This is a genomic window from Pseudomonas sp. B21128, from assembly GCF_044218865.1.
GTDB classification, from domain to species: Bacteria; Pseudomonadota; Gammaproteobacteria; order Pseudomonadales; family Pseudomonadaceae; genus Aquipseudomonas; species Aquipseudomonas iridis.
The window spans coordinates 3,912,851-3,930,045 of sequence record NZ_CP162590.1; the positions used below are offsets into that span (position 1 = coordinate 3,912,851).

The following is a 17,195-nucleotide window of genomic DNA, read 5'->3' on the forward strand; positions in this document are numbered from 1 at the left end:
GGATCATAACAAACCTGTGCGGTTTTGGAGCATGTGAAGGTTTTGCATGAATATCGCTCATGTTGGTACGAGCGTCAGAACTGTAGAATCGCAGCGTTTTTCTTCAGGATCGGGGTTCCGGGCATGCCATACCGCGTCATCAGCATTTTCTTGCTGTTTATAAGCTGGGGCGCCGCTGCGCAGGATCCCTCAATTTCATACAGCCGCGACATCCAGCCGATCTTCACCGAGAAGTGCGTGGCCTGCCATGCGTGCTACGACTCTGCCTGCCAGCTCAACCTGGGCAGTGGCGAGGGCGCCGGCCGTGGCGCGAGCAAAATGCCGGTCTACGACGGCGAGCGCAGTCAGGCGGCGCCGACCACAAGATTGTTCTACGACGCTTTCGGCCAACGCGCCTGGCAGCAGAAAGGCTTTTACTCGGTACTCGACGCCCAGGGCAGTCAGGCTGCGCTGATGGCGCGCATGCTGGAGCTGGGGCACAAGACCCCGCTTGAGCCCAACGCCAGACTGCCGGAAAACATAGTCCTGGGTCTCAACCGCCCGAACATGTGCGCGATGCCCGCCGAATTTGACGGCTATGCAGGGGCTCACCCGAAAGAAGGCATGCCGCTGGCCGTCACTGGCCTGACCGATCAGCAATACCAGACCTTGCAGCGCTGGCTGGCCGCCGGTGCGCCAATCGACGAACAAGGCCTGGCGCCGAGTGCCCAGGAAGCGATGCAGATTGTGCAGTGGGAGAATCTGCTCAACCTGCCCGGTGCACGGGAAAGTCTGGTCGGCCGCTGGTTGTTCGAGCACTTGTATCTGGCCCACATCTACTTCACGGGCGGCGAGCCCGGGCACTTTTTTCAGTGGGTGCGCTCGCGTACGCCGCCCGGTCAGCCGATCGACCTGATCGCCACCCGCCGTCCCAATGACGATCCCGGCACGCGGGTGTATTACCGCTTGTGGCCGGTACAGGGCGTGATCGTACACAAGACCCACATCACCTATCCGCTGAGCGCGGCAAAGATGGCGCGGGTCAAAAGCCTGTTCTATAGCGGCAACTGGCAGGTCAACGCGCTGCCGGGTTACGGCCCGCAGAGCCGGGCGAATCCGTTCGTCACGTTCGAGGCGATTCCGGCGCAGGCGCGCTATCAGTTCATGCTCGATAACGCTGAATATTTCGTCCGCACGTTTATTCGCGGCCCGGTGTGTCGGGGGCAGATCGCGACCGACGTGATTCGCGACAACTTCTGGGCACTGTTCCAGGCGCCGGAACATGACCTGTACATCACCGACCCCAACTATCGCGGCCAGGCCACACCGTTGCTGGCCATGCCCGGGCAGAACGACGATGTCGGCAGTGTGCTGAGCCTGTGGCGCAACTACCGCGACAAACGTAATGAATACGAGGCGCTGCGTCGCGACAGTTACGCCGACTTGCCGGCGCCGAGCTGGTCGACCCTGTGGGCGGGCAACGACAACGCGTTGCTGAGCATCTTCCGCCACTTTGACAGTGCCTCGGTGAACAAAGGCCTGATTGGTGAAGTGCCGCAAACGATGTGGCTGTTCGACTACCCGCTGCTGGAACGCACCTATTACCAGTTGGCGGTCAACTTCGATGTCTTCGGCAATGTCTCGCATCAGGCGCAAACCCGCTTGTATTTCGACCTGATCCGCAACGGTGCCGAGCAGAACTTCCTGCGCCTGATGCCGGCCGACTCCCGTGAGGACTATCTCAACGATTGGTACCAGAGCGGTGGCCAGTTCAAGATGTGGCTCGATTACGAAGCCATCGACGACGACACGCCGACCGCGTTGAAACTCGATGAGAAGGACCCGAAACACGACTTCGCCATGCAGTTGCTCACGCGCTACGGCGATCTCAATGCGCGCCCAGACCCGATCAACCGTTGCGCCGGCGCTTATTGCTCGCGGCCGAATATCGACCCGGCGTTGCAAAATGCCGAGCAGGCGCTGAGCCGTCTGACATCACGCCCGGCGGCCGGTTTGAAGGTCATCGACCAATTGCCGGAAGCGACCATGCTGCGTATCGAAACGGCCAGCGGTAAACGCGAGGCTTACAGCCTGATGCGCAACCGCGCGCACAGTAATGTGGCGTTTCTGCTGGGTGAATCCCTGCGCTATCAGCCGGGGCTGGATACGCTGACCCTCTATCCGGGCGTGCTCAGCAGTTATCCGAACTTTATCTTCAACATTCCCGCTGATCAGGTGCCGGCCTTCGTCGATGCGATGGAGAATGCCAAGGATGCCAACCGTTTCGAAAAAATCGTCGAACGCTGGGGTATTCGTCGCAGTCATCCGCAATTCTGGTTCTATTTCCACGATTTAAGTCAGTACATCCACGAAACCGAGCCGGTGGAAGAGGGCGTACTGGACATGAACCGCTACGAGAATCTTTGATCATTTGAGTGATACCTGCTGTCCCAGTTTTCAAGCAGCATCGCAAAACCCCTGTGAAACTGAGCCTGCTCGCGATTGCCCCGGCCCCTTGAGCATTGCTGGTGCCTGACCTTTCATTATCGCGAGCCAGTCCACTCCCAAGGGCTTCGCGGTGGTTTGAGGGGTTGGACAGGAGTGATCGATGTTGATTTCAGTGCAGGCCTTGCGGGCGCTTGCCGCGTGGACAGTGGTCTGCCATCACTTCATGCAGATTTTTTTCGGCTTCCAGGCGCGCGGGCCGATTGGCCAGTTGTTCATCGACAAGGGCGCGGTGGGGGTCGACATTTTCTTTGTCATCAGCGGTCTGGTCATTTTCCTGTCCACCGGAGACAAGGATCTGCGACCCGGAAAATTCCTTCTGTATCGGCTGTTTCGCATCGTCCCGGCGTACTGGCTGTATACGCTATTGATGGCGCTGCTGGTGGTGTTCGCCCATCCGTTGTTGCCGGATCAGACGCTGGAATGGCGTCATCTACTGTCATCGTTACTGTTTATCCCGACGCAAAACCCTGGTGGTTACGGCATCTACCCGACGCTGAATGTCGGCTGGACACTCAATTACGAAATGCTGTTCTACGTGCTGTTTGCCTGCGCGCTGGTGTTTCGCTGGCAGGTGCGCCTGCTGGTGGTCGCGACGCTGTTGTTTGCCGCTTGCCAGGCGTTCGGCTTGCTCAACGAGTTTTACCGGGCAGACATCGTCTATGAATTTTTGCTGGGGATCGGCATCGGCGTGCTCTACCGCCGAGGGCTGATAGGGGCGGGGTTATGGCTGCCGCTGTTGGGCATCGTTGGTGCATTGGCAGCGATTTATCATCTGGCTCCGGGACCGAGACTGCTGAACTGGGGCGTGCCGAGCGCGGTGCTGGTCACGGCGTGCATCGCGCTGGAGCGCTACGTCGAGCGCAACAAGGCGCTCAAGCTGCTCGGGGATTGTTCATATTCGGTGTATTTGATGCACGTGCTGGTGCTGTCTGCAGGTGGATTCATCGCTCAACGATACGCCATCAACCCGTATCTGATGTTTATCGCATGTGTGCTGGCCATTGGCGCGGGCTCGTGGCTGAGCTACGAATGGGTGGAAAAACGCAGCTATCGTTGGCTCAAGGCGCAAATAGATGACCGTTCCGTCGAGAATCATTCCCGACAAAAATACTAGGACTTTGTCCGGCGCAATGATTGGCGTAAACTCCGCCACAAGCCTGCGAGGAGTTTCCATGACCGCTATTACCATTACTGACGCCGCCCACGATTACCTGGCCGATCTGCTGTCCAAGCAGAACACCCCGGGCATCGGCATCCGCGTCTTCATCACCCAGCCTGGCACCCAGTACGCCGAAACGTGCATTGCCTACTGCAAGCCGGGCGAAGAAAAACCTGAAGACACCGCGCTGGGGCTGAAAAGCTTCACCGCTTATATCGATTCGTTCAGCGAAGCGTTTCTCGATGACGCCGTTGTTGATTACGCCACTGACCGCATGGGCGGCCAGCTGACCATCAAGGCGCCAAACGCCAAAGTACCGATGGTCAATGCCGAAAGCCCGGTCAACGAGCGCATCAACTATTACCTGCAAACCGAAATCAATCCGGGGCTGGCCAGCCACGGCGGTCAGGTCAGCCTGATTGATGTGGTTGAAGACGGCATCGCTGTTTTGCAGTTCGGTGGTGGTTGCCAAGGCTGTGGCCAGGCAGACGTGACCCTGAAGGAAGGCATCGAGCGCACCTTGCTTGAGCGTATTCCTGAGCTCAAAGGTGTTCGCGACGTGACTGACCACACGCAGAAAGAAAACGCCTACTACTAAGTCAGGTGTTCACTGCGAGCATAAAAAACGGCACCCGTGAGTGCCGTTTTTTTTGTGTGAAATTCCAGGACGCCTTCGCGAGCAGGCACGCGCACACAGTGAAACCATGTCGTTCACCAACCCTGTGGGAGTGAGCTTGCTCGCGAAGGGGCCGTCATGGGCGATACAGATGCGCATGCCCGGCGCGATACAGCGATGACTCGCTGAACACCTCACTTCCCAGCACCCGCCCAACCAGAATCAGCGCTGTGCGGCGAAAGCCTTTGGCGGCAACCTTCTCGGCGATATCCGCCAGCGTCCCCACCACCCAGTCCTGATCCGGCCAGGTCGCTCGGTGAATCACCGCGATCGGGCAGTCGGCGCCGTAATGCGGCAGCAGTTCAGTCAGGATCTTTTCCAGGTGATTGACCCCCAGATGAATCGCCATCGTCGCGCCATGCTGCGCCAGACTGCCCAACTCTTCGCCGGCGGGCATTGCCGTCTTGTCGGCATAGCGGGTCAGGATCACGCTTTGCGATACGTCAGGCAGCGTGAGTTCTGCGCCCAGCAACGCCGCGCATGCCGCGGTCGCTGTCACTCCGGGGATGATTTCAAACGGGATATTCAGTTCACGCAGATAGCGGATCTGCTCGCCAATCGCGCCGTAGAGACTCGGATCTCCGGAATGCACCCGCGCCACATCCTGACCTTGGGCATGGGCGGTTTTGATCAGATCGATGATCTGCTCCAGATGCAATTCAGCGCTATTGACCAGTGTCTGTGCCTGATGACCGTCGAGCACCGCCGCCGGTACCAGCGAACCTGCGTAGATGATCACCGGGCAACTGCGTATCAGCCGCTGGCCTTTGACTGTGATCAATTCCGGGTCGCCTGGGCCGGCGCCGATGAAGTAAACGGTCATCGTTGAATCCTTGGGAAATAGGCGCGGCAACGCTTCAGATGAAGATTGCTCATGATTGATGGCGGGGATTATCGGGAATTTACGCGGCGCCGGCCAATGCCAGCGTTGCCTGTGCGTATTTTTGTCGGGAAATCAGCAGCTTTGCCGGTGCCTGAATCAGCTGTTCGGCGAGTGCCAGTGCGGCGCTTTCGGCTACGCCATAACAACCGGTGCGTTCGAAGGCAATCTGCGAATGGTGGCTGAGTTGCGGTTCATAACTGGCCAATTCCTCACAGCTGAAGTACAGCAGCGGCAGGGCCAGCTGATTCGCGAGTTCCTGCAGGCCGGGCTCATCGCGCTTCAAGTCGATGCTGGCCAAAGCCTTCACGGCATGCAGTTCGATGCGGTTGGCTTGCAAGGCTTGATCGAGTAACGCGCGCAGCGTGCTCGCAGGGCAGCCGCGCTGGCAGCCCAGACCGACCACGAAAGTCGGCGCTGCGCTGTCAGTTGTCATGCGTGGTATTGACCATCGATCTTGCGGCGGAACAACCAGGCGCTGATCAAGCCCAAGGCCAGCCAGAACGCGACGTTGGTCAATTGCGAGGCGATTTTGAACTGCGCTTCCAGTGCTTCCGGAGCGAGCATCGAATGCACCTCCGGTTGCGGCGCGCCGATCACGTGCGGTACAGCGAGGATGGCTACACCGAGGATTTTCATCAGCCAATGACGGCTGAACGCAATCAACGCCAGACCGGCAGCGGTTGAAGCGGCGGTGCTGATCCACCACAACTGCCGCGAAGCCAGATCCGCCGCGGCAGTACCCGGCAGTTCAGGCGGCAAGCCCAGGGTTGGTGCGAGGACGAACGTCGCGTAACCGGCCAGACCCCACAGCAGGCCTTGCGAGGTTTTGGTCGGCGCGCGCAGGGTGTAGAGGCCGGCCAGCATCAGGGCAAAACCCACGGCCACCACCAGATTGCCACCCGTGGTCGAGACCACCCGCTGCCAGCCGTCTTCCGGTTCCCAGGCTTCGGTATCATGGGTGTGCGCGGCGGTGCCGGCGACGTGTTCGTGAACGGCGGCAACAGGTTCGGATTTTTCATAGGTTTCGGCTTGAAGAATCAGCGGTGACACCCAGAAACTTTGCAGCAGCGTGAGCAGCAGGGCGGCCAGCAGACCGGTGAAGCCCGCGGTTTGCGCAATTCGCTTGATCATGTCGGCAGGTCTCAGTGGCACGGGAACGCGGCGCTATGGCGGGTATCGTGAGCCGCGTTGTGCACGGCTTCGATGTGCGAGAAGCCCGCGAAATAGACGAGGCCTGCCCCCAGAATCGACGCGAAGATGGCGGCGGTCAGGCGCTGGCTCAGGGTGGTGGTGCTGGAGATTTTGTCCGTGTTGCTGCCGGTGCTGGTGACGATTGACATGGCGCTTCCCTCTGGAATGTCAGCAGGTGAACAGAGCGCATGAAACCCCCTGCGGCGCGGGCACGCAGAGGTTCAAACAGCGCCCGCCCACCGCGGGTTTGTTATGTTCAGCGACGCAGGTGCGCACTGTGTGTTGCGGGCCGGTCTCCGGGCTCACGAGGGGTTGGCGTCGGGCCGACCTGCAAGCGTCACCTTCCCATGCCGCAAGGGCACAGTGGATCTGACGCTTCGCTCGCTTACCGTTGCGGGGGCAGCACCGGACTGACATGGCTCTGAGTAAAGCACATGATTCACCGGTTTCCCGTTTCACCCCGTGAAGGGCACCCGTAACAAGTTGTGTAGGAGAGCATGGTGTGGGGTTTTTAGTCAATTTGCTTTGGGGGCTTATCCGTTGCTGCGGGTGTGGCTGATTACGGTTCCGCCCTTACGGCGGGTCACTTTTGAAAAACGCCTCAAAAGTAACCAAAAACGCTTGCTCCAACGTCCGGCCCGCTCGCTAAAGCTCGGGGTTCCTTCGCTCCGGAATCCATCCGGGGCAACGATTCCGGTTTGCTTCGCTGCACCTCCTTTCGATGTACTCCCCGGATGAATCCCTCCACTCAGCCTCCCGACGTCGTCCGTGGATCAAGATCAAAAGCTGCACTCGAGCTAACGCTCATTGTGTTGAGTGGGGGAGGAGCGTGCCAGTTAAAAACTGTTACCTATGTGCTTGAACTGTTTTGTTACCTATGTGGGTGAGTCATGCCGGCAAAACCTTGTGGTTTCTTTTTGGCGTTTGAAAAAGGGACTCGCTGTAAGAGCGAAACCGCCAGCGGCAGCACCCACAGCAACGGATGCCCCGTATCCAAACATTGACCCACCACTGCACCATGCGTAGCCTTGCGCCTTCGAGGTTCTTCGGCATTGCCGAAGCTAAGAAGGGAACGCGGTCAATGCCGCGGCTGCCCCCGCAACTGTGAACGGTGATATTCGCTGCCACGCCACTGCAAGCTCAATCCACAGAGCCCGCGGGAAGGCGCAGTGAATGCCAGGCCCAGCGCCTGAACACCGTCAGCCAGGAGACCTGCCTCGTCACAGATTCTCAATTCAACCGGGCGGGGTGATCCGGTGGCGAACTCTCCAGGCACGCACGCGCGGTGCCGGTTCTCGTCCCGTATGCCCGCCACTTTGCCAAAGGGCATACCGATGAAAACACTGGCCAAGCTCCCTGTCACCATCGTCACCGGCTTCCTCGGCTCGGGCAAAACCACGCTGCTGCGGCACATGCTCGACAACGCGCAGGGCCGCCGTATTGCGGTGATCGTCAACGAGTTTGGCGAGTTGGGCATCGACGGTGAAATCCTCAAGCAATGCACCATCGGTTGCACCGAAGAAGAAGCCACCGGCCGCGTCTATGAACTGGCCAACGGCTGCCTGTGCTGCACTGTGCAGGAAGAGTTCTTTCCAGTAATGCGCGAGCTGGTTGCCCGTCGCGGTGACCTTGATCACATCCTCATCGAAACCTCCGGCCTGGCCCTGCCAAAACCGTTGGTGCAAGCCTTCCAGTGGCCGGAAATCCGCAGCGCCTGCACGGTTGACGCGGTGATCACCGTGGTCGACAGCCCGGCCGTGGCCGCTGGCACCTTCGCCGCGTTTCCGGATCAAGTCGATGCCCAGCGCAAACTCGACCCGAACCTGGATCACGAATCGCCGCTGCACGAATTGTTCGCCGACCAACTGGCCAGCGCCGACCTCGTCATCCTCAACAAATCCGACCTGATCAGCCCTGAAGACCTGGCGCGCGTACGCCTGGAAGTCGCCGAAGAATTGCCGCCAGCGGTGAAGATCATCGAAGCCAGCAGTGGCCGCGTGCCGCTGGACGTGCTGATCGGCCTCGGCGCCGGTTCCGAAGAACACATCGACAGCCGTCATAGCCATCACGACCATCACCACGACGGTGATGACGACCATGATGACCACGATCACGACGCCTTCGATTCGATCTCCATCGAACTGCCGCAAGCCGACGAAAGCCTGTTGCTCGACGCGCTGACGCAACTGGTGGTCAAGCACGGCATTCTGCGTGTGAAGGGCTTTGCGGCGATCCCGAACAAGCCGATGCGCTTGCTGATTCAGGGCGTGGGCACACGTTTCGACAAGCATTTCGACCGTCAGTGGGGCGCCGATGAAGCGCGCGTCACGCGTCTGGTGTTGATCGGTCAGGAACTCGACGCCGCGCAACTCGAAGCGCAACTGCGCGCTGCGCTCAGCGTTTAACCCATGCACCTGCTCAGGACCCAGCCCGGCGGTTTCGTCTCGGATGACAACATCGCCGACCTCGGGCAAACCCCCGCCGACCTGGTGATCCTGTGCAGCGGCGATTCCAGCCTGGCGCTGCTCGCCGAAGCTGCGCAGCAATTGCCCGAGGATTATCCGAGCCTGCGCCTGGCCAATCCCATGCAGGTGCAGAATCACGCTTCGGTTGATCTCTATGTCGATGAGGTGCTGCGCCACGCCAAAGTCATTCTGATCTCGCTGCACGGCGGTATTGCCTATTGGCGTTACGGCATCGAGCGTTTGATCGAGTTGTCCGAGCGCGGCGTGCAGGTGATTCTGGTGCCGGGTGATGATCGTCCCGATCCGGAGCTCAGTGACCTGAGCACCGTCAACGCCGAGGATCGAGACCGGCTCTGGCAGTTCCTGCGACAGGGCGGCATGGGCAACGCAGTGGATTTCTTTCACTGCCTGGCCAGCCGTTGGCTCGCCCGCGATTACCCGTGGGGCGAACCCCAATCCCTGCCTCGCACGGCGATTTACCATCCACAAAAAATCAGCGCCGCACTGAGTGACTGGCAGGCCGATTGGCGGCCCGATCAACCGGTCGCGGCGGTGCTGTTTTACCGCTCGCATTTGCAGGCGGCAAACACCGCGTTCATCGATGTTTTCTGCCAGCGCTTGCAAGCGGCGGGGCTGAACCCTTTGCCGATTGCGGTGGCGAGTCTGAAAGAGCCCGGCTGTCTGTCGGTGGTCGAGGATTGGCTGGATGAAGTCGAGGCGGGGGTGATTCTCAACACCACCGGTTTTGCTCAGTCGAGTCCCGAAGCGCCGCATTTGCGGCCGTTTCGCCGCAACATCCCGGTGATTCAGGCGATCTGCGCTCAGGACAACGAACCCGGTTGGCGCGACAGCGAGCAGGGCCTCGGCCCGCGGGATCTGGCGATGCACATCGCCTTGCCGGAACTCGACGGACGCATCATCAGCCGCCCGATCAGCTTCAAGGATCTGGCCTGGCGCAGCGAGCGCAGTCAGTCCGACGTGGTCTGCTATCGGGCGCAACCCGAACGCATGGATTTTGTCGCTGAACTGGCACGACGCTGGATCGATCTGGCGCGGGTGCCGAATGTCGAGAAACGCATTGCGCTGATTCTCGCCAACTACCCGACTCGCGACGGGCGCATCGGCAATGGTGTCGGCCTCGACACGCCGGCGGCAGCGCTGAATATCTTGCGGGCGTTGCAGGCCGAGGGTTATCCGGTGACGGCCGAGTTGCCGGACAGCGGCACCGCGTTGATCCAGCAATTGCTCGGTGGCGTCAGCAATGATCTTGACACCATCGATTTGCGCCCGTGCCAGCAAAGTCTGGCGATGGACGATTACCTGGCGATGTTCAACGCACTGCCCGAGGCCAATCGCGCGGCAGTGACCGAGCGTTGGGGCCCGCCACAAAACGATCCGATGTGCCGCGAAGGGCGCTTGATGATCGCCGGGTTGCGCTTTGGCCTGACGTTCGTCGGTATCCAGCCGGCGCGCGGTTATCAGGTCGATCCGAGCGCGGTGTACCACGACCCGGATCTGGTGCCGCCGCACGGTTATCTGGCGTTCTATTTCTGGCTGCGCAACACCTATGGCGCCCACGGCGTGATCCATGTCGGCAAACACGGCAACCTTGAATGGCTGCCGGGCAAGGGTGTCGGCCTTTCGGAAAACTGCTGGCCTGACGCGTTGCTTGGGCCATTGCCGAACATCTATCCGTTTATCGTCAACGATCCGGGCGAGGGCGCCCAGGCCAAACGGCGCACGCAAGCGGTGATCATCGATCACCTGATGCCGCCGCTGACCCGCGCCGAAACCTATGGCCCGCTGCGTAATCTGGAGCTGTTGGCCGACGAATATTACGAAGCGCAGCTGCTCGATCCACGCCGCGCCCGCGAATTGCAGCGCGATATTTTGCAGTTGGTGCGCGACACGCAGATCGACCGCGAATTGCAACTGGATGCCGCCATGGACAGCGATGCCGATGCCGCGATCTGGCTGCCGCGTCTCGACACGTATTTATGTGACTTGAAGGAGTCGCAGATCCGCGATGGCTTGCACATTTTTGGCGAATCACCCTCTGGGCGTTTGCGTATCGATACCTTGTTGGCATTGCTGCGCATTCCGCGCGGCGATGGCAAAGGGGCGCAGTCGAGCCTGTTGCGGGCGCTGGCCAAGGCGTTTGAACTGGGCTTTGACCCGTTGGATTGTGCGCTGGCTGAGCCGTGGGTCGGCCCGCGTCCCGTCGAACTGCAAACCGTGACCGATGAGGCCTGGCGCACCGCCGGCGACACCCGCGAACGCCTCGAACTGTTCGCCGCCGAGCTGATCTGCGAAAACTTGCACGGTTCCTGTGGGAGCGAGCTTGCTCGCGAAAGCGGTGGACCAGTGAACGATACGATGCCTGACACGACGCCTTCGCGAGCAAGCTCGCTCCCACAGGAATCGGGTTGGGCCGAAGTCCGCGCCATCATCGACAACCTGCACGAAGTCGTCGCCCCGCGCCTCGACGCCTGCGGCCCGGCAGAAATGCGCGGCCTGCTCGATGCCCTCAGCGGGCGTTTCGTCCCGGCCGGCCCGAGCGGTGCGCCGAGTCGCGGCCGTCTCGACGTACTGCCCACCGGGCGCAACTTTTACTCGGTGGACGTGCGCAACCTGCCGACCACCACCGCGTGGCGCATCGGGTTCCAGTCGGCCACGCTGATTCTCGAGCGGCACCTGCAGGACCACGGCGACCATCTGCGCCAACTCGGCCTGTCGGTATGGGGCACGGCGACGATGCGCACCGGCGGTGATGACATCGCCCAGGCCATGGCGCTGATGGGCGTGCGCCCGGTGTGGGCCACGGGCAGCCAGCGAGTCGACGATTTCGAGATCCTCCCGCTGAGCCTTCTGGACCGACCGCGGGTCGATGTGACGCTGCGGGTCTCGGGATTCTTCCGCGATGCGTTTGCCAATCTGATCCGTTTGTTCGACGCCGCCGTGCAAGCGGTGGCGGCGCTGGACGAACCCGACGATCTGAACCCTCTTGCCGCCAAAGTACGCGCCGAACGGGTGGCTCTGCAGCAATCGGGTCTGGATGAAGAGGCCGCGCGGCGCCAGGCCGGTTGGCGAATCTTTGGTGCCAAACCCGGTGCATATGGCGCCGGTGTGCAAGGCGCCATCGACGGTCGTCTGTGGCAGAGCCGCGAGGATCTGGCCGAGGTTTACCTGAACTGGGGCGCTTACGCCTATGGCGGTGCCGATGAAGGCACCGCTGCCCGCGAACAGTTCGTCCAGCGCCTGAGTCAGGTGCAAGCGGTGCTGCAGAATCAGGACAACCGCGAGCACGACTTGCTTGATTCCAACGACTATTACCAGTTCCAGGGCGGCATGCTCGCGGCCGTGGAAACCCTGCGCGGTGAAGCGGCGGCCAGTTATCACGGCGATCATAGCCAGCCGGACTTGCCGAAGATCCGCACTTTGAAAGAAGAGCTGAATCGGGTCATCCGCTCGCGTGCGGCCAATCCGAAATGGATCGACGGGGTCAAGCGTCACGGCTACAAGGGTGCGTTTGAACTGGCGGCAACGGTCGACAACCTGTTCGCATTCGATGCCACCACGCAGTTGATCGATGATCATCAATACGCACTGCTGGCTGACGCTTATCTGCTTGATCCGGCCACTCGCGATTTTGTCCGCGAGCATAATCCACATGCACTGCGGGACATGACCGAACGCATGCTGGAAGCGCAGCAACGCGGGATGTGGCAGGAACCGGGGGCGTATAAAGAGGCGCTGGAGAATTTGTTGCTGGATATAGAAGAAGACACTTGATGCACGCCATTCCCTGTGGGAGCGAGCTTGCTCGCGAATGCGGAGTGTCATCCGCAGAAATACTGCCTGACAGGACGCCTTCGCGAGCAAGCTCGCTCCCACAGTGGATCAGGGTAGCCCCAAAGAACCTCGCCAGATCACCGACCATGACCGAGTACTGAAGATGACCGACACCCCGCATTTCCCACTCTCCGCCGTGGTCGGTGCCGATGACCTCAAACTCGCTCTGTGCCTCACCGCCATCGACCCGAAAATCGGTGGCGTGCTGATCGAAGGCCCACGCGGCATGGCCAAGTCGACCCTGGCCCGGGGCTTGGCGGACCTGCTCGCCAGCGGTCAGTTCGTCACTTTGCCGCTGGGCGCCACCGAAGAACGTCTGGTCGGCACGCTCGATCTCGACGCCGCCCTCAGCGAGGGTCGCGCGCAGTTTTCCCCCGGCGTGCTGGCCAAGGCTGACGGCGGCGTGCTCTACGTCGATGAAGTCAATCTGCTGCCCGATCACTTGGTGGATCTTCTGCTCGACGTCGCGGCCAGCGGCACCAACGTGGTCGAGCGTGATGGCATCTCCCATCGGCACTCGGCGAAGTTCGTCCTGATCGGCACGATGAACCCGGAAGAGGGCGAGTTGCGCCCGCAGTTGCTCGATCGCTTTGGCCTGAACGTCGCGCTCAGTGGCCACACCGCGCCGGCCGAGCGCGGGCAGATCATTCGTCGACGCCTCGACTTCGACAGCGACCCGCAAGCGTTCTGCACGCAGTGGGAAAGCGCCCAACAAGGTTTGCGCGAGCGCTGTGAAAACGCTCGTAGCGCGTTGGCCGGCATTCCTCTGGACGATGCTGCACTGGCGCAAATCACCGAGCGCTGTTTTGCCGCCGGCGTCGATGGCTTGCGCGCCGATCTGGTGTGGCTGCGTGCGGCGCGTGCGCACGCGGCATGGCGCGCAGCTGAGGCGATTGGCGAAGAGGACATCGATGCCGTGGCCGAATTTGCCTTGCGTCATCGTCGTCGTGAACCGCCATCGTCAAGCCCTCAACAACCGGCGCAATCCCCGGAAAACGCTGCAGCGAACCCGAGCGAAGGGCAGGGCCAGTGGGGCGACATGCCGGCCCCGGCGCTCGCCACTGGTAACCGTCGCGAAATCCCGAGCTGGCCAAAAAAGCCCTAGGCATTCGCCCCCGATCCGACGCGGGGGCGAATGCCAGACCCCGTGCCGGTCGGCTCGACAACGGACGCCAGGGCAAGCGTCACGCGGCTCGCAGTGGCTCAGTGAATTGGCCGGGAACGCTGCTCAAGGGGCGTCCGCAACGTCGTGAAGACCTGCTGTTCCAATTGCGCACGCGCACGCCCCATGAGTTGTGGCTGGTGATCGTCGATGCCTCGGCGTCGACGCGCCGTCATCAGGCATTGAGCGATGCCAAAGGCCTGCTCGCGCAGCTGTTCGATGACGCCTATCGACAGCGCGCGCGATTGGCATTGCTGACCGCCAGTGGTGCGACACCGAAGTGGCAGGTGCAGGGTTTGAAAGCATCCCGCGATTTGCGCACCTGGCTCGATGGCTTGGGGGCGGGCGGCGGTACGCCGTTAGTCGCGGCATTGTCGCAGGCGCAGCAATGGCTGACGGTCCGGCGCAAGCGCTTTCCCGCCGAGCAACAGCGCTTGCTGGTGGTCACGGATGGACGTTTGAAAGCGTGGACAGGTTTGCCAGTGCTGGAATGCCCGGGGCTGTTGATCGACATCGAGCGTGGGCCGATCCGGTTGGGACGGGCGAAAGATCTGGCCGGGGCGCTGGAGGCGGATTATCGGCATATTGATGACCTTATTCCGGCCTGAGATCTTCATTCTTTGAAAGGGCCTCTTCGCGAGCAAGCTCGCTCCCACCTTTGGAATGCGTTCTCCTGTGGGAGCGAGCTTGCTCGGCGAAGGGGGGGCGTCAGGAACCACAAATGTCTGATGGCTTACAGATTTTGAAATGATTTCCTGCTGTAGGAAAAGTCACTTCAGGCTGTACGCTTCAAGGCCTTTTTTCATTCAGGATTTACATGAACACCCTCTCGGAGCCTCCCAGTCTTCAGATACGAAGCACGTTCCCCTCGCGCCTTGGCGCAGTCTTGACGCATTCGCAGCATCCGGTTTTCCGATACACGACTATCGTTGATAACGCGGCCCCAGAGCCTTCGCGTTGCGCTTTGCCGTGTCCGGCAGCCTGAATTTACTGAAGAGAGATCGAGACGTTTTATGGAATGGTTAGCGGATCCCACGGCCTGGTTAGGCTTGTTGACTTTGATCGTGCTGGAACTGGTGCTGGGTATCGACAACCTGGTGTTCATCGCAATTCTTGCGGACAAACTGCCGCCGCACCAGCGTGACCGCGCGCGGATCATCGGTCTGTCGCTGGCATTGATCATGCGCCTGGGCTTGTTGGCGAGTATCTCCTGGCTGGTCACCCTCACGCAGCCGCTGTTCGAGGTGTTCGACAAGAGCTTCTCCGGTCGAGACCTGATCATGCTGTTTGGCGGTGTGTTCCTGCTGTTCAAGGCCACCATGGAGTTGCACGAACGGCTCGAAGGTCATGTCGGCGAGCGCACGAGCAACACGGCGTACGCACTGTTCTGGCCGATCGTTGCGCAAATTGTCGTGCTCGACGCCGTGTTCTCCCTCGACGCGGTGATTACTGCAGTGGGCATGGTCGATGAGCTGGCGGTGATGATGATCGCAGTGATCATCTCCATTGGCCTGATGATCGTTGCGAGCAAGCCGCTGACGCGCTTCGTCAATGCGCACCCGACGGTCATCATGCTGTGTCTGGGTTTCTTGATGATGATCGGTTTTGCCCTGACCGCTGAAGGCCTGGGCTTCCACATCCCGAAAGGCTACTTGTATGCGGCCATCGGTTTCTCGATCCTGATCGAGGTGTTCAACCAGATTGCCCGCGCTCGACGCAAACGCTCGATGCAGGGCCTGCGCCCGATTCGTGAGCGCACCGCCCACGCAGTCATGCGTCTGCTGGGCGGTCGCACACTGGCGGCGGAGGAAGTCGGCGAAGAGATTTCCGATTTGCTGGACAACGGTGATGCGCCAAGCGCCGAGCTGTTCGACCGTCGCGAGCGAGTGATGATCAGCGGTGTGCTGCAACTGGCCGAGCGGCCGATCCGCCAACTGATGACCGTGCGGGCCGACGTCGACAGTATCGACCTGGCGGACGATGCCGAGGCGATTCGTACCAGATTGATGCACTCGTCCTACTCGCGCCTGCCGCTCATCCGTGATGGCGCAGTGGATGAACCGCTGGGCTTCGTGCACAAGAAGGAATTGCTCAAGGAATACCTGGCGGGTACCGAGCCGAACCTGGAGCACCTGGCGCGCAAGACGATCAATCTGCTCGACAGCTATTCGATCCTCAACGCACTGGAACAGATGCGCGCGGCGTCGACGCACATTGCATTCGTGGTCAATGAATTCGGCGATTTTGTCGGCGTGCTGACCATGACCGACATCCTCGAATCGATTGCCGGTGAGTTGCCCGATGCCAGCGAAATCGAAGGCCCGGACGTGGTCGAAGAGCAGGGTGGGTTCATTGTCAGCGGCGCATTGAACCTGACGCGTGTGCGTCAGCGCACCGGTTTCGGCGCCGAACCCACCGAGGATTATCAGACCATGGCCGGGCTGGTAATGAGTTTGCTTGATCGGTTGCCGATGAAGGGTGATCGGCTGGAATATGCCGGCTGGCAGATGACGGTCAAAGCGGTCGAGGAGCGGCGGGTGACGCGGGTGTTGTTGGTGCGGGAAGTCGCGTAAGCCTCCAGCAATACACTAGCTGCGCTGGACTCATCGCGGGCAAGCCCGCTCCCACAGGGACTTCGGTCGTTCACAAGATTTGTGCGCACCGCCAGACTCTGTGGGAGCGGGTTTGCCCGCGATGGCGATGCCACAGGCCCGCTCATCTTCGTGCACGGGCAACGGTACAGAGGTTGCGCAGTGCCTGACGAAGCCAATGCAAATCATGCCGCGGCTTGCGCGGCACCGCCGGTAACCTGGCCCGGCCGATGTGCCGGACAAACTCGGCCGCCAGCGTTTCCTCTGTACCAATCCCCAAAAGTTTTTTCACCAGCCTGCCGTGCTTATAGAACAGCACCGTCGGCGTAGCCGTGACCAGCGGATGGCGCGGCGACTCACGGGTGTTGAGCATGTAGATATTCGCCCGCAGCCGATACGGCGCGGCAATCTTGCGAAACACCGGCCCGGCCGATTCGCAGGCGGGGCAGTGTTCGCTGGCGAAATACAGGATCACCGGGCGCCAGGTTTTCAGGGCTTTGCGGTACGTGGGGGCCAAATCTGAACGGTGAGTTGTCGGGTTCATGGAAACTTCCTTTTCCAATCAACAGTGTGCTTGTCTGCAACCGTAATCCCCTTGGAACCTTTCATCTACTGTCAGAGTTGACAGGTAGGCAGCACAGAGCAACTGGCCTCATTTCATCACTATGCACTCAAATGTGGCCCTGATACCCGCCATGTGGGGTCATTGGTAGCAAGCATGAAGCGGCG

General features: G+C 60.7%; 13 protein-coding genes and 2 riboswitches. Of the genes, 8 read left to right on the top strand and 5 right to left on the bottom strand.

What is annotated here, in order from left to right:
- Positions 1-123 precede the first annotated feature (123 nt).
- From AB4P91_RS17480 to nfuA, 3 genes are all read left to right on the top strand, one after another.
- The gene (locus AB4P91_RS17480) at positions 124-2,406 is read left to right on the top strand and encodes a fatty acid cis/trans isomerase (protein WP_150597893.1); all 2,283 of its coding nucleotides are present in this window, start codon (positions 124-126) and stop codon (positions 2,404-2,406) included.
- Between the two features lie 181 nt (positions 2,407-2,587).
- Positions 2,588-3,601: an acyltransferase family protein gene (locus AB4P91_RS17485; protein WP_395603303.1), complete on the top strand. Its 1,014-nt coding sequence runs from the start codon at positions 2,588-2,590 to the stop codon at positions 3,599-3,601.
- 58 nt (positions 3,602-3,659) lie between these two features.
- The gene (nfuA, locus tag AB4P91_RS17490; protein ID WP_042559410.1) at positions 3,660-4,244 is read left to right on the top strand and encodes a Fe-S biogenesis protein NfuA; all 585 of its coding nucleotides are present in this window, start codon (positions 3,660-3,662) and stop codon (positions 4,242-4,244) included.
- A gap of 154 nt (positions 4,245-4,398) precedes the next feature.
- Here the strand turns inward: nfuA and cobM are convergent, their stop codons facing one another.
- The 4 genes from cobM to AB4P91_RS17510 all read right to left on the bottom strand — a co-directional run bounded on the left by cobM (position 4,399) and on the right by AB4P91_RS17510 (position 6,545).
- A complete protein-coding gene (cobM, locus tag AB4P91_RS17495) occupies positions 4,399-5,145 on the bottom strand; it encodes a precorrin-4 C(11)-methyltransferase (RefSeq protein WP_210623380.1) in 747 nt (248 codons plus the stop codon).
- 79 nt (positions 5,146-5,224) lie between these two features.
- Entirely contained in the window at positions 5,225-5,638 is a 414-nt protein-coding gene (locus tag AB4P91_RS17500; protein ID WP_395603304.1) for a cobalamin biosynthesis protein, read from the bottom strand.
- On the bottom strand, positions 5,635-6,336 hold the full coding sequence (locus AB4P91_RS17505; protein ID WP_395603305.1) for a CbtA family protein: 702 nt from the start codon (positions 6,334-6,336) through the stop codon (positions 5,635-5,637). Before AB4P91_RS17505 ends, AB4P91_RS17500 begins: the two co-directional genes overlap by 4 nt.
- Before the next feature lie 11 nt (positions 6,337-6,347).
- The gene (locus AB4P91_RS17510; RefSeq protein WP_150592062.1) at positions 6,348-6,545 is read right to left on the bottom strand and encodes a CbtB domain-containing protein; all 198 of its coding nucleotides are present in this window, start codon (positions 6,543-6,545) and stop codon (positions 6,348-6,350) included.
- A gap of 120 nt (positions 6,546-6,665) precedes the next feature.
- A riboswitch (cobalamin riboswitch) is annotated at positions 6,666-6,888 on the bottom strand.
- A 530-nt stretch (positions 6,889-7,418) separates the two neighbouring features.
- A riboswitch (cobalamin riboswitch) is annotated at positions 7,419-7,631 on the top strand.
- A 99-nt stretch (positions 7,632-7,730) separates the two neighbouring features.
- Here AB4P91_RS17510 and cobW point away from each other — a divergent pair.
- From cobW to AB4P91_RS17535, 5 genes are all read left to right on the top strand, one after another.
- The gene (gene cobW, locus AB4P91_RS17515) at positions 7,731-8,801 is read left to right on the top strand and encodes a cobalamin biosynthesis protein CobW (RefSeq protein ID WP_047301522.1); all 1,071 of its coding nucleotides are present in this window, start codon (positions 7,731-7,733) and stop codon (positions 8,799-8,801) included.
- 3 nt (positions 8,802-8,804) lie between these two features.
- On the top strand, positions 8,805-12,653 hold the full coding sequence (cobN, locus tag AB4P91_RS17520; RefSeq protein ID WP_395603306.1) for a cobaltochelatase subunit CobN: 3,849 nt from the start codon (positions 8,805-8,807) through the stop codon (positions 12,651-12,653).
- Positions 12,654-12,816: 163 nt separating this feature from the next.
- Positions 12,817-13,818 (top strand): ATP-binding protein, encoded by a 1,002-nt coding sequence (locus AB4P91_RS17525; protein WP_150597887.1) that lies wholly within the window; start codon positions 12,817-12,819, stop codon positions 13,816-13,818.
- A gap of 2 nt (positions 13,819-13,820) precedes the next feature.
- The gene (locus tag AB4P91_RS17530) at positions 13,821-14,483 is read left to right on the top strand and encodes a VWA domain-containing protein (protein ID WP_395604973.1); all 663 of its coding nucleotides are present in this window, start codon (positions 13,821-13,823) and stop codon (positions 14,481-14,483) included.
- 405 nt (positions 14,484-14,888) lie between these two features.
- Positions 14,889-16,448 carry a TerC family protein gene (locus AB4P91_RS17535; RefSeq protein ID WP_150592058.1) on the top strand — a complete coding sequence of 520 codons (1,560 nt, stop codon included), beginning with the start codon at positions 14,889-14,891 and terminating at the stop codon, positions 16,446-16,448.
- A gap of 142 nt (positions 16,449-16,590) precedes the next feature.
- Here the strand turns inward: AB4P91_RS17535 and AB4P91_RS17540 are convergent, their stop codons facing one another.
- Positions 16,591-17,010, bottom strand: coding sequence for a thioredoxin family protein (locus AB4P91_RS17540; RefSeq protein ID WP_395603307.1), 420 nt, complete (start codon positions 17,008-17,010; stop codon positions 16,591-16,593).
- Positions 17,011-17,195: the final 185 nt, after the last annotated feature.